This window comes from Hymenobacter elongatus (assembly GCF_004745955.1).
GTDB lineage: Bacteria > Bacteroidota > Bacteroidia > Cytophagales > Hymenobacteraceae > Hymenobacter > Hymenobacter elongatus.
Map to the genome: position 1 here is coordinate 61,144 of NZ_SRLD01000027.1, position 13,368 is coordinate 74,511.

9 protein-coding genes are annotated in these 13,368 nt (G+C 48.0%); 1 reads left to right on the top strand and 8 read right to left on the bottom strand.

Annotated features, from left to right (window positions below):
* Positions 1–18: 18 nt before the first annotated feature.
* Positions 19–3,489, bottom strand: a complete 3,471-nt coding sequence (locus E5J99_RS13990) for a hypothetical protein (RefSeq protein WP_135498440.1) — start codon at positions 3,487–3,489, stop codon at positions 19–21.
* The gene (locus tag E5J99_RS13995; protein ID WP_135498441.1) at positions 3,482–4,498 is read right to left on the bottom strand and encodes a DUF4007 family protein; all 1,017 of its coding nucleotides are present in this window, start codon (positions 4,496–4,498) and stop codon (positions 3,482–3,484) included. Before E5J99_RS13995 ends, E5J99_RS13990 begins: the two co-directional genes overlap by 8 nt.
* A 145-nt stretch (positions 4,499–4,643) precedes the next feature.
* Here E5J99_RS13995 and E5J99_RS14000 point away from each other — a divergent pair, with 145 nt between their 5' ends.
* Positions 4,644–5,798 carry a cysteine desulfurase family protein gene (locus tag E5J99_RS14000; protein WP_135498442.1) on the top strand — a complete coding sequence of 385 codons (1,155 nt, stop codon included), beginning with the start codon at positions 4,644–4,646 and terminating at the stop codon, positions 5,796–5,798.
* On the opposite strand, the gene E5J99_RS14005 is transcribed toward E5J99_RS14000, so the two are convergent.
* From E5J99_RS14005 to E5J99_RS14025, 6 genes are all read right to left on the bottom strand, one after another.
* Complete coding sequence (locus tag E5J99_RS14005; protein WP_167852138.1) at positions 5,787–6,908, bottom strand: HNH endonuclease domain-containing protein; 1,122 nt, start codon at positions 6,906–6,908, stop codon at positions 5,787–5,789. The genes E5J99_RS14000 and E5J99_RS14005 overlap by 12 nt on opposite strands.
* Before the next feature lie 319 nt (positions 6,909–7,227).
* Positions 7,228–7,365, bottom strand: coding sequence for a hypothetical protein (locus E5J99_RS21325; RefSeq protein WP_167852139.1), 138 nt, complete (start codon positions 7,363–7,365; stop codon positions 7,228–7,230).
* Between the two features lie 78 nt (positions 7,366–7,443).
* Complete coding sequence (locus tag E5J99_RS14010; protein WP_245318976.1) at positions 7,444–8,454, bottom strand: site-specific integrase; 1,011 nt, start codon at positions 8,452–8,454, stop codon at positions 7,444–7,446.
* A 1,279-nt stretch (positions 8,455–9,733) separates the two neighbouring features.
* The gene (locus E5J99_RS14015) at positions 9,734–10,294 is read right to left on the bottom strand and encodes a flavoprotein (RefSeq protein ID WP_135498443.1); all 561 of its coding nucleotides are present in this window, start codon (positions 10,292–10,294) and stop codon (positions 9,734–9,736) included.
* Between the two features lie 9 nt (positions 10,295–10,303).
* Positions 10,304–11,350 carry a M29 family metallopeptidase gene (locus tag E5J99_RS14020; RefSeq protein ID WP_135498444.1) on the bottom strand — a complete coding sequence of 349 codons (1,047 nt, stop codon included), beginning with the start codon at positions 11,348–11,350 and terminating at the stop codon, positions 10,304–10,306.
* A gap of 27 nt (positions 11,351–11,377) precedes the next feature.
* The gene (locus E5J99_RS14025; protein ID WP_135498445.1) at positions 11,378–12,691 is read right to left on the bottom strand and encodes a radical SAM/SPASM domain-containing protein; all 1,314 of its coding nucleotides are present in this window, start codon (positions 12,689–12,691) and stop codon (positions 11,378–11,380) included.
* Between the last annotated feature and the right edge of the window lie 677 nt (positions 12,692–13,368).

Below are 13,368 nucleotides of genomic sequence, written 5' to 3' on the forward strand. Positions count from 1 at the left end.
GTGCTGTGGCGGCGCAGCTTAAATGGTAGGGACTGGTTGTTCGTTGTGCTGTTCCATTAATTCCCACAGAACCCTGGTAGCTGCAGCCATGCCGACTTGCCCTTCATGCTCGAGTAAAATACGAAGCCGCGCTTGTAGAGCTTGCATTTCCTGTATCTGGTCAGGCGCTAAGTGGATGACTTGGTCCCGCTCTTCTCCGTCGGGCTGGGTTAGCGCCAACCGCACGGATTCACCTTCTTGCACTGAGCCTTTGGCGTTAAAAACAACAGCTTCCACGCGCAGGAATTGCGCGCTCAGCTTGTGTATTTCTTGCTCGAATTTGTACTCATCAGCATCTTTCCACTTGGCGGGTGGTACCGAGCAAACCAAGTTGCCCAACGATTCCAACCAGCGCGTCTCCGCAAGCGACGTATCTGCCAATCGTAAGCAAAAGCTTTTCAAGCGCGTTTCAGTGACGAAGCCGGCCAGTTTTTTTGCTCGTTGCGCCAAGGCTGGACGTATTTGCTCAAAGCTCCCTTTTTGATGCAGCTCTTTCAGCAGTAAAGAGGACAAACTTGTCAGCAAATTGGGATACGCAGACCGTAACCCATCTATTGCTTCCTTTAAGGCTGTTGCAAACTGTTGAATGCGTTCAAGTTGGATATTCTCATCTTCTGTGGAATGAGCCTCAATGGAGGTCAGGCCACATGCCTTCGGCAAGTCGTGGAAAATAAGCTTTGCCGGGTCAGCAGTGACGACTAACACTGACCGGACGGCCCGAGCCGTAGGCGAGAGGTGTGTAGTCCTCAAGGCATACTCCGGTAGTCTACTCGTGAATATGAACAGAGGCTTTACTACATCCAGCAGGTCTACATGGTCAGTATTAGCCATACCCAACTCCAATTCATGGGCCAGCCGATGAAAGAGGTCGTTGCGTACGCCCGTAATAGGGTGATACTGAATATCGAACGTTTCAGGAGCTTTTATTAAGCGCTGGTAATTAGTGCCCGTGACACGAGGAATAAAGGAGCCATCTTCGTAAAAGGCCAGTTCCTGTTCATGAATCACGGCAAAAACCGCCAGCAACAACGGAATCAACCCATCTCGCACCCCGTATGGAGCCTGCCGCAACGCCTCGAACACAACCATGACGCTCACACGGGTATCTGGCTGCTCAGACAAAACCTCATGGATACGGTGCATCGCTGGCAGGATATGACAGTGGGCGTTATCATACTCTTCGTCAGGTAAGGTAACAGACCATCTATCCTCGCCTTCAATCAATTGATGAAGCCCAGCTTCCTGCAGTACCGACAAATACATCGACATTTCCGGAGGGTGTTTCTCCCGGTCCATGCCCAACAAGGGGAGGTTAGCCGATTCAAACAACTTCTCACTTAGTCGCAAGCGTGCAGCAGCCCCCGCCGAGGATAAGCCCCGGCGATTGATAAGTTCATTATGAATGCGGGGCGAATGAAAGTAGAGGTCATCGCAAATCTGAGCGAGTAGAGCCAGTACCTCCCGCCCAGAGTTCAGATTAGTTCGGGCTTGCCCCTGATGGTACCAAACTAAGTTGCCTTCATTGTCAGAATTGAGCAAACCTACTCCGGCTTGCAGTCGCTTAGTCAGGGCTTGGCGCGCGCGCGCAAGCTTTTTGGACACTTCGCCCCGCGCATATTTATCATGACGCAGCTCGCCAATAGAGCGTTCTACCCATTCCCATTGTCGCAATTCATCTAAGTAAGCGGCCAACCCGCGCAGGGGCCTTGGTACTGCTACAAGTACATCAGCGCGTTGCTCCATGATGGGGCTCTCAGCGAACCGTTTGGCGGCTGCAACATCCGCCATGGTTTCGCAAAGAGGCACAATAATGTAGCCATCGGCAATGGTTGCAGTTGTGAGTTGTTCAGCCAGGGCAGCAACTTCTACATACCGGACATCGAAATAGCGAAGGTTACCGGTATTGATGTAGTGTCGACGGGCCACTAGTGGCCGAATCTCCAACTGGTCGCGGATGAGGGCCGGTAGATTAGTTGTGGGACCTAACGCCCGTTTAGCCTCGAATTGGGCATCGTCGAGGTTAACGCTAGATGTTGACCAGACGCAGTATCCACCAGCGCGTCCACGGAAGTAGAGGAGCTGTAAGTCCTGCAGGTGCGCGATGGCCGCTTCTACGTCATTGTCGTCATCCAGTGCGAGAGCTAGAGCTTCCTTTGATGCGAGTAGGTCAGTGGTGTTGAGTAAGTTCAGAAGCCCGATAGTTTTTAAGACATCGAGTTCTTGTTCTTGGTCGCCAGAGTAAGAGTTAATGATACCATCAATGGCTGTCCAATAATAGCTCAACCCCGAAAGTCGGCTGCCGAATGCACTCCGGGCATAATCGAAGAGGTTGTGAAGGCGAAAGAATTTTTTGCCCTCAGTTCGCTCCGTAAAATCTTGTAGTCCGTTCGGGTCTGGACCTAGCAGAAACGAGTATAGTGACCGCTCGTTCTGCCCAAAACTGGCGAAGAGTCGCACCAGCGGTGGTAGCACAGTGGGGTGAAGCGGGAACATGCGGGCGGCTAAGGCCAGCAATGGCTTGGGAGCCACACCTACCCCATACCAGCGCTGATTAAGCGCCCCTTGCATGGCTGCCTGGGACTGCTTTACTATCTGCCTTCCTAGCTGATTCCAGTTCGTGCCTAACGCATTAACGACTAGGGAGGCAACTTGCTCAACTGGATGGTACCAGGTAATTTCTTCGAAGCGGCCAGCAACTTTTTCCCACTCCCGCTGCTGTGCTTTGGATAAGGACTCTGTATAGCTGCTTATCCCCTGATGCAGCAAAGCCAGCACGAACAGGGGCGCATCGCCACTGCGGGCTGCTGCTTCGGCTAACCCTTGTAACAAGTACACATCCTGCTGATCAGGACGCTCGGCCGCGTATTCGAGAAACTTGCCCGCTTCATCTAGGATGAGCAGGAGTCCTCCAGCCTGGTGGGTGGCCACTATGTGCCGATGCACCCGTTGTACCCAGTCCAATACCTCCAGGTCTGTCAGGGCCTGCCCTTTACTACTTGCAGCCTGAAGCTCATTGAATAGACCCGCATCTGCTGCCGTGTTGCGCAAAGCGTCAACCAAGGCACGGAGAATAGCCCGCCCCATGGCTTCCTTGCTTCCAGTTACGAGCACGGGAAGTAGAGCCGGTGCCAAGTCTAGCAACTCCGGCCCCGCAACGCGTAACTGTTGTTGTAGGGTAGTCGGTAACTGCTCAGCTGGCTTGGTGAATAAATTAGCCACCAAGAGGGCAAACGAAGACTTGCCCGAGCCGTAGTCGCCAGTAATGCGCCATGCACGTAGGCTGGAGCCTGGCTTAAGCCCAGTCGTCAACCGCACCAAGCTCTGTTGAGCATGCGGCGTAAGCGTGTAGTTCTGAAGTGCCTCAGGGTCATTCCAATCACGCTCAAGATGCGTAGAGCGAAGAAAACGCCGGTGTACGGTAAATAAACTAGTCGCTGCTGATTTAGGCATGGTGCACCTCCTCTCCTCCTGTCAAATTCTGCACTGGAAGCTCCTCTATAGGTTGGGCCTCAAAGTAAGCGGTGGCCGGACGGCCATAAATCCCTGATAGTAAAAGCGCTTCTGCCTGTTCGTTTAACTCTCCAGTCTTCACTAATCGGGGTAGGGCAGCAGAGTCCCGATACTCAAAAAACTGCTGAGAGTCCTTAGATAACTCAACTAAGCGGCTCTGTAAGTCCAATTCCGTCAGCTTAAAGACTTGTCCAACACTCCCAGGCAGTGCGTATATATCTCGAAAGGATAAGCTTTTTTCCTCTCGGCGGTAACTGCGCCAAAAATCGAACAGGCAATAGGCTACTAAAGGGCCAGTTACGTCGGTTTTTGCGTCTTGACGAAAGGCGTATAACTGCTCCCGTTTACCGGCTTCTTCCATTGCTCGCTCTCCGGCAGGTATCACCAAATGGAGTTCAGTTAAAGGGCAGTCCAAGTTTTCCTCCAGGATGTCATTGCCCTTACGAGCGCGAACTGGGAGGTAAGTGTGCAGGAAAATGTCAAAATGCTGTTGCTTAGTAAAGTCAGACAGCGAACGTTCCATCCGGTCGGATTCTACGCCAAAAGCCTCTATGACTTCGGTGCGCGAAAACTCGGCGTTTTGCCAGCGATTAAGCAGAAAGTGCCAAGCAAAAAGAGGTGCATCAACTATAGTTGATACTTTCCAATGTAGAAGCCAAAGGGTTCGAATGTCTTCTAAAAACGGGTCTTGCCCCCCTTGTGGATTGAAAATAGCGTTTCCAAAAGATGTGATGAATAATCCTTGCTGCTCCGGGCGTTGCTCAGCAACGCCAAAGGCTTGCACCCAAAACCGAATGGCTTTGACCATGTTCTTGCCCACACCTAGCTGAACCATCGCATGGTTGTCATCGGCAAAAAGGAGGGGGGTGCTGTGAATGGTTCGGTAGGCTTTCGGGAGCCATGTATAGCGGCAGGGAAAGCTTTCGTGACCAGAAAATCTAAAACGCATTATTAGTATTTAATCGAGGGGCAAAGCAACGGATGGGTACCTTTAACAGTGGAACTTGGCTATTTTCTTTAAAAAAGCAGTCCCTTCCGCCTTCAAAACTACGCCTAATTAAGCAGGATTTACGCCATTTTGCTCGCTTGACCTGATGATTTACCTTGATAACCATGCGACGACTGCGTGTGACCCACAGGTCCTCGCAGCGATGATGCCCTTCTTCACTGAGAGTTATGGAAATGCGTCGAGTCCTCATGAGTTGGGACAAGCAGCAGCAGCTGCAGTAAGCATCGCCCAGGCGCAAGTTGCCACTCTTGTAGGTGGTGAACTGGAAGAAATCGTCTTCACCTCTGGAGCGACGGAAAGCAACAACCTTGCTTTGTTAGGGGTAGCCCGGCAACATGAGCAGCGGGGGGGGGCACGGCGGCGACTGGTGACCACAGCCATCGAACACAAATCGGTGCTAGCCCCCCTCGAGTACTTGGCGGGACTAGGTTGGGACTTGGTTTACCTACCTGTAGATGAGACTGGACGTGTAGATTTGCACAAAGCGCAGGAATTAATAACCGAAGAAACGCTGCTGGTTTCCGTTCAAGCAGCCAATTCTGAAATCGGTACCATCCAACCGTTAGCTGAATTGGCCGAGCTGGCTCATGCCCGGGGGGCCTTGATGCATTGTGATGCTTCGCAGGCCGCAGGCAAAATCGCGTTGAACGTCACGCAGTTGCAGGTAGATTTGCTCTCTCTGAGCGGGCACAAAATGTACGGCCCGAAAGGCATTGGGGTACTGTGGGTTCGAGGCGGCAGCCGCCGGCTGCCGCTTACCCCATTAATGTACGGAGGCGGCCACGCCGGTGGACTGCGGTCTGGCACCTTGCCGGTGCCGCTCATTGTCGGTTTAGGGGTAGCAAGTGAATTGGCCGTTGAGCAACTGCTGGCAGAAAGCCAGCGAACGGCAGCCTTACGAGATGAATTTGAGCAGTTTCTGGTGGAAGAGCTAAGAATTGTTATTGTTAACGGAGCAGTTAAACAACGCCTTCCTAACAATACCAGCCTCACATTTGCTGGGCTCGACGCAGAGGCCTTACTGGCTAACTTGCCAGAGCTAGTGGCCAGCACCGGTGCAGCGTGTGAGTCGGGGAGTGTTGAGCCTTCGCGCGTACTACTTGCTCTTGGCCTTACCCAGGAGCAAGCATTTGGGACCATTCGCTTTGGTCTAGGTCGGTTCACAACGGCTCAGGAGATCCGTAAAGCGGCTTCCCAGATTATCACAGCTTACCGTCAGCTTGCGTTACTATTGGCTTAAGGAAGGTACTTTACTGGCGAGATTATACTCAAAGGGATAAGTAAAACCTAGATTCTGCGCGGTTTGCAAACGAGGAACTACTTGCCGATGAATCTCTTCGCGAAATTGAGAGTAGGCCATCTTCTGAATGGTAGCCAAGTCCTTGGCGAACAATAAGTGGTAATCTTCTAGCAACTTACTATGGCCCTTGGCTGCGTGGAATTGAAACGCGTCGAACTGCAGCTGGGCAAAAGGTTCAAAGTACCTTTCCAGGGAGGGCAGGAGGTTGTTTTTAGCGGAATTAATGCTCTTGGGAGTAGGAATGATATTCCAGAGTTGGTCGTGGGCTACAAAGGACCATGGTAGGAAGTGGTCGAGGCTGAGATTGGTAGCCGTGACCAATTGACCCGAATAAATGCAGGTTAACTCAGAATGTGCATGTAGATAGGACTTCCAAAATCCATTGGCAGCAGCCAAATCCCGAAGTCCGGGCTTTTCTAGCTTTTCGGTCAGACCCGTGACATTGGGGTTGTTCTTCTGCAGGAAGCGTACCAGATGCCAGCATGTAAACCCGCGTAAAATGGCTTGGTGCTGTTGGAGGTATTGTAGCCATAAATCATGTATTACAATACTATCCCCTTCAAAACGGTAAGGTGCGCGGGTGGATGCGTTAGCCGACGCGATAACCAAGGCGTTGACCTTAGGGTCGTGTAAGCCGCGGGCCTCGAGGGCAAACATGGGCCGAATAAAGCGATAAGGTACCCAGTTAATCAGCTTTTTTACCAAGCGCTGTAGCTTTACCTGCTCGGTTGTAGGGAGGGCACTCAACTGGCTAAGAAGCGGAACTGCGTTGGGACCGTTGTCGACTACTAAGTGTTGCGAAACGAAGTTGGCGATGGGCTTGAAGCTGTCGCGGCTGCCAAATGAGAGCTTGAAATAATCAAGTGGATACCATACGCTGGCGAGCATCCGTAAGGATAAGTCGTGCATGGATATACGCGGATTGCTATTGTCGCGTAGGCTGTCGAGAATGGCCAGAAACCAATAATATTTGTAGGAATTGGTCGTATCGGCGAAGACAGCCGATAATGCAGCCACGTTTACAGCATTGCTTTCGGGTAGCTGCGACATCAAATTTCTGTTAAGAGGATTGTGCCCAAGTAGCCTACAGGAGGCATTCACATGGCCGCAAGGTTTGTAATATAGGGCGCTCTAGCCGTTCACGTTGGGGCTACCTTTCATGCGTTGATGCAGAGTGCCCCAGGTTTCCGACTAGATAATGCCGACTCGGGTCCAGTCATCTGTTGAAAGAATAGCTTGCATAAAGTCGGAGTAGCCTTGGTCGCACCGTTCCAGTGCATGGCGCCGCAATGCTAAACGGCTTTTAATTTGCTCAAAGCCTTCCTGCTCGACCACGCGACGCATGTTGGGCGGCAGGTCTGCGAGCCAGTCAGTCGTGGTAGTCGGCTTCAGTGATTTCTCCAACTTCTCCAACCGCTTGCTGCTGGTAGCGGTAGCTGGCATTGCCCAGCCGAAACAGGCGGGCGTATTCAGCCCGCTGCTCATCCTGCAGCGGCTTGAAATTCAAGTTGCGACTGGTGATACTTATCAAGCGGGTGCCGGGGCTGGAGCAGGTTTTACATACCTTATAAATAGGTGCACCAAATTACAAACCCAGCGAGTGGGCCGCGTTGTAGGCAATGATGTCATCAAGCCTAGAGTAGCGGCTAATCATGGCGTCGGTTTTCTGCTTCGTCTGATTCTTGATGAACTCGTTAGATTGCCCGTTGAGCTTGGCCGTGGTAATGAAGGAAGCCCGCAGGGAGTGGGCCGAATACTTCTCGCCCAAATGCTCCTTCACGAGCAGGTTCACCCGACGGTCCGACAGCCGGCGGCGCGACGGGGTGCCCGCCATGCCGGTTTTGCCGCGGGCCAGCGACACGAATAGCGGGCCAGTAGTGCGCTCACCTAGCATTTCTATCCACGCCTTATAGGCCCGGATAGAGCAGAAAAGTGGGTTGGAAGCATAAAAAACCGCTTTTTGCTCCAACTCGCCAGCTTGGTTGGTTTTGCTTTTGGGAAGGTTTAGGATGAGGGCCGCATCCGTCAGTTCGATGTGTTCCAGGTTCAGCGCCACCAACTCAGAGCGGCGGAAGGCGCCAGTGAAACCTATTAATAGGAGCGCCCGGGCGCGTACTCCTTCCGGGCGGGTCAGGTCCAGCTCGGTGATGCACTTTTTGAGGTGGGCTACTGTGAAGGCCGGAGCCTGTTTCTGCTTTTTGCCTACGACGCGGGCCACGCCCTTGCGCAACACGTCCAGCGCCGGGGCGTTGACGGCCGAGGGAAGCCCGAGGAGCTGGTGGTTTTTCTCGATGGCGGCCAGGTGCCGGTTGATGGTGGCCAGCTTGCGCGGGATGTCGGCCAGGTGCGCCACGTAGCTGGCGAGCGTGGCCACGGCGGCCGGCCAGGGCGTGAGCTCATGCGCGGCGCAGAAGGCTTCGTAGCTGCGCAGGTCCGCCGAGTACGCCAGGCGAGTGTTGTTCGCGCCTTCGAGGCCCATAGTCAGGTAGCGGCCGACGTTCGGGGTCACCTGGCCAGCCAGGTCATTGGCCAGCGCCAGAGCCGGCAGTTCACCGGTCACTACCGGCAGATTCTTTTTTCCCTTTGGTGCCATCATGCTTGTTGCAATTACCAAAATCCAGCTGTAACTGCTCGCCAAAAGTACGTAAAACTTAGGTCCGATAATGAACAGTTATGGAACCTAAGTTTTGAGAACTACAGGTAACACAGATAAGGTATGATAAGTGAACATTATCGGAACCTATGTAGTGATTGATAAGTAAACGTTATTGTACCTTTCCGAAGGACGACACAGGGGAACGACCGGCTCGTAGAACCCGGATCAGGCAGCGCGTGAGCAGGCCAGCGGATATCACAAGACGCACCGCCGTGCCAAACGAATAGACTGGCGCCGTTACGCTCGGCCGGGTAACCCCTACGACAATGCGCAAGCCTGATCCGACTGGAGTACGCTCAAAACCGAGCTGCTGACCCACGGCGGCGCCCTTGCCTGCCTGGAAGTGGTCTACTATCTCGACACGTACTTTAAGGGGTCGCACAATAGTAGGAAAGGAAAACAACGGTAGGGAGAGCCGGCCGGAGTGGTTTGAGCGAGCCCGCGTTTGTGGCGAGCGGGGTGTCTCAAAAAATGTACGTTTTAACGCTACTAAGGCCGTTTTTAAAAAGTAACGGTTTCGACCAAGCTAGTTTGTTGCTTTTGCTTATCTCACCTATCAACGGCTCGCTATGCCTTCAAATACTGACTTATTGAGACAAATCGGCTCATTTGCCAGGTCCAAAAGGGCTTAGCGTTGTTTTCCGTTCCTACTATCGTGCGACCCCTTTAACTTCGACCGTCGACATTCCGCCTTGGGCTACAGCTCGCCGCATCAATGAAGCTAGGGCTATATCAGCAAGGGGAGCGCCTTGTTGTGGGGTAACTCTCAACTTTTAGAGTACTCTATAGCTCCGGCCTACGCGTACTCGTAGAGTTTACTTGCGCGGCTTTAGCTAAGCGCGGCATCGGTCTACACGCTCCGGGCATAGCGGGGGCAGGCCAATTGCACTTTTTCGCCAACTTGGCTAACGTCATTCGCGCGACGCACGTAGCCCACACGATGGTGCGTGAAGGATACCGTCCTGCCATTAGTATTCCCACTAGGCCCGTCTCATGCCGCCAGGGCAACTGTTACTGGCGAAGTACACCTGGGGGCCACAGGCCTGCCACTGGTCCTTGGTGTAGCCCCGACTACTTGCATTACGCCGAATATGATGGCTATTGCACGTAGCACAAAGGGACTGAGTATAAACCATTTAGATCACTGCCAAAAGTTTGACATGAAAACCCGAGTGCTTTAACTAAAAGGCATAAGTGCTTGTCAAGCAGTAAATAAAAATCATGATTTATAAACAATGCGTACTTGTTCAACATCATCCTTTTTACACAAATTTAAACGTTGAGAAATTACCTGTTCAATATTTGTCCAATCTGTTGACCGTTCATCCTCAAACCCTAAAATCATAACGCCCAAATTTTTTAAATTTATAATGTGTTGAGCGTAAATATTTTTTTCCATTCTAGGGTGTAACATAAAACACATGATTATTTTTTTCTTCTCCACGAATGAAAATAATCGTGTAACAGGGCAAGTTATAATGCCAAGTGCACATTCAGCAACGATTCGGGCAGTAGCAGGTCTTATAAGTAATAAATCGCAATGCGAATACAGGATATGATAGGGTAATCCTGTTACAACGTCCACATCCTTGTTTTCAGTGTAAACTGCATTTTTGGAAATGCATTGCAAGGACAATTCTGATACAAATTTTTCAGCGTGTTGAGAAATTGCAATTCTTGTATTAAGGTCGTAGTGAGCAGTAAGATGAACAAGATGATATGGCAAAAGCGCCGTTTCAATCACACCGCCAGCGCAAATAGTAATAATCTGCTGATTCATTTTGGCTGATTAAAGTGTATCCGCGTAGCCCATTGGGATACCATCTAAATTGATGTTGCCTTCAATTACCTTATAAGAATTGTTTTGAAGAATTATGTCATTATCGAAGATTATTACGGTGTCATTTGTAATTATATCAAGGTGATACACTGACCCCCAGTCAATTCGTTCCCCTTGATTCGGTGCACCTAACCCAAGATGTAATGAGGGCCACCGTTCATTTAAGTGAGACTGAAAATCAACAAAATATTTTAGGCCCACATTTGTCCCGAAGCCAACTTCACCAACTCTATTTGCATTTCCTATAGAAAAATATTGCTTAAGAAACGATTGGATAAAGTAATTAGGGCACTCGAAATTAACCACTTGTGAATCTTTGAACTCGATTTTTATAGGATACTCTCCTAAACGCGGATCATAATCAAATTTAAAGTTAGTGTTTATGGCCCCATCTCCTACTAATATCCCATTAATTTTATCGCTGTATGTTGCCGCTTCACTTGGCGGAAGTATACTAGGATGACCACCCATAGTTAAACCATAGCTGTTGATCCAGCCATATTGTTGGCTTAAAGCGATTTCTAAATCAGTCCCCGAGTTGCTCTTTACAGAGCATACACTTGAATTCCATCCTTTGTAAATGACAGACTCATTAATACGTCTAATGGTCTCTCTTTTCGCATTAAACGCTTGTTCAAATAACTCAAATGACCAATCAAAAATTCTAGTAAATTTGAAAACATCTTTTGGATTTTTATCTAAATATTTTGACAATTCTTTCGAATGAGTGCTTTCGCTGTTTTCAAAGTAAATAATATTGTCATATTGACTAACAATATTAGATATAGCTTCAAAGGAGCAAGAATTATCTATGTAATTAAAATCTTTATAATGCGTACTTCCTTTTTCAATTATTAGGTCTATTAAATCAATATTATCGTGCGTTGAAGGGAAAATGCAAAACATTTTTTTATCAGTGCTACCTTCCATGTAATCGCCAAATAAGTTGGCAATTCCTGTCTTCACAGCTTCAAAGTTTACAACTTTAGTTTCCATGTGACTATAGTGTTAGTGATGGAGTGATTAATGTGAATGTGCATAAGGTTCGAAAGCAAGAATGCTATCAATAAACTTCTTATGCGTGGGACACGGCTGAGAATTTGTTTGCATCCTAGTCAATGGGCAGTGTATTCCCATACAAGATTGAGAAAAACTGCATTTATTGCATTGTGGATCCGTTAAAGAATTTAACTTCGTCCATTTAGCCTCTTTAGTCTCATCGATACTTAAGTCTCCATTTTCTTTGATGAATCCTAGGATATTGTCCTCTAGTTTCAAAGCCACAGTGCACTTATAGAGCGTTCCATCTGAACCAACAATATAGTGATTTGGCTTCCCTGCGTAACAAGCAAGACTTCCTATCTGAGAAACCTCTTGCGCATATTGTTCCAAGAACTGATTATTGGTTTTTGACAGTATGCTTTTGACTCTCAAATATTTAATTAGCCTTTCCTCGTCTTGAATGCATATTCCTTCGATTGATGTATTTGTAGCATTCCATATGGAAACAACTCTAATTTCTACCCTTGTTCCAAATTCCTGAAACCGCTTTGAAATATCTTCCTCTAACCAATCGGCAACAGCTTTATAGTTGTTGCTATTAGTTGTATCTAGATTGATCCTCAATGTAAAGTGGCTATTACTATTCCTCAAGGCGTATTCCATATTAGCTAAAATAGTATGGTATGTGCCTTTTTGATTATATGTTATCCTCTGTTTGTCATGTATCTCTGGAGGCCCGTCAATGGAGATTTGAATTAAGTTTATGTCCACATCAGATAACTCTCTAACTACCTCTTCAGTCAACAATGAGCCATTGGTTGTGACTGAAATTGAACCAGTGAATTTGTTCAATAGTTGTTGATTTCTAAACTCTTGGCTTATTCGCTTTATTATTTGGTATTGGAGTAACGGTTCACCGCCAAACCAACTAAGATTAAAAAAATTGTACAATTTTGCATTTTTTTGAATGTATTTTATTATTGAATTTATGGTATTTTCACCCATTTTTCCTTTTTCAAAGCTCTCATAGCAATAAGTGCATCTGAAATTGCATTTTTCAGTTGGCATAATGCAGATTGCGGCTGCATTATTTAGGTAGTCGGAAATTTTGCTTTCTAAATTTATCTTATGGTTCTCTAAATGATTTTTTATAATTAACACTTCATTACTAAGCAAGCTTATATCTATCGGTTCTATTCTTGATTCGCCATCCTTAAGTTCTAAAATTCGCTTTTTGTGCTCGTTGCTAAGATAGGTGATAACTCCAGTCGCTACATTTAATGCGAATTCATTACCTTTAGCAAACTTCACATTCGGATGTATGGCGACATTCATAAGTTTATTCAGTTTAAAATGTTACTACAATTTCTTTCATTAATTGAACAGTAATAAACGCTTATTTGATCAATATATTTTTTTAAATAATGTATTTAAAATAAAAGAGAGGTAAAGGTGAAATATAAACGATGTGGTTTACTTTACTTTTACTTAGTAATCGACTTACACCCATCACTTTCTGACCTTAGCATATGAATTATACATTTTTGCCGTTGTACGTAATGTAATATTTTGTAAATGCTGACTATTGTGAATACAATAGCAGAAACGCAGCATGATAATGTTGCCATTATCATTCATGCTTTTTCGACTTGCTCACCAAAATGATCATAGCCGTTGCAAAACCCTTTGACTCGGTTAAAAATGATTGGTAACTGGTGTAGATGACTAAAAAAGGGTTCAACTATTATATTGTTCAATTTCAGTCGGTAAACAAACAGCCCGATTCACGATACAGAGTTTTGCAACATCTACAGTCACCTTAATTTGCTAACATGCTCTGCTAAACTAAAAACTCAGCAAACTATACCACATTCCCAAGCCGCAACACCAGGAGCATCAGCGAGGCGAATTTTGGAATTGAGTTCGGCTAGTTTTCTGAATTCGGGCTGGGAAAGCGTCCGAAGGCCGCTGATTTCCTCTTCCGAGACCAAGCCCTTGTGGGCTGCCAAAGC

Excerpts from the sequence above, each read along its gene's own strand:
- E5J99_RS13990 (WP_135498440.1), bottom strand. The coding sequence starts at position 3,489 with ATGCCTAAATCAGCAGCGACTAGTTTATTTACCGTACACCGGCGTTTT.
- E5J99_RS13995 (WP_135498441.1), bottom strand. The coding sequence starts at position 4,498 with ATGCGTTTTAGATTTTCTGGTCACGAAAGCTTTCCCTGCCGCTATACA.
- E5J99_RS14000 (WP_135498442.1), top strand. The coding sequence starts at position 4,644 with ATGATTTACCTTGATAACCATGCGACGACTGCGTGTGACCCACAGGTC.
- E5J99_RS14005 (WP_167852138.1), bottom strand. The coding sequence starts at position 6,908 with ATGTCGCAGCTACCCGAAAGCAATGCTGTAAACGTGGCTGCATTATCG.
- E5J99_RS14010 (WP_245318976.1), bottom strand. The coding sequence starts at position 8,454 with ATGATGGCACCAAAGGGAAAAAAGAATCTGCCGGTAGTGACCGGTGAA.
- E5J99_RS14015 (WP_135498443.1), bottom strand. The coding sequence starts at position 10,294 with ATGAATCAGCAGATTATTACTATTTGCGCTGGCGGTGTGATTGAAACG.
- E5J99_RS14020 (WP_135498444.1), bottom strand. The coding sequence starts at position 11,350 with ATGGAAACTAAAGTTGTAAACTTTGAAGCTGTGAAGACAGGAATTGCC.
- E5J99_RS14025 (WP_135498445.1), bottom strand. The coding sequence starts at position 12,691 with ATGAATGTCGCCATACATCCGAATGTGAAGTTTGCTAAAGGTAATGAA.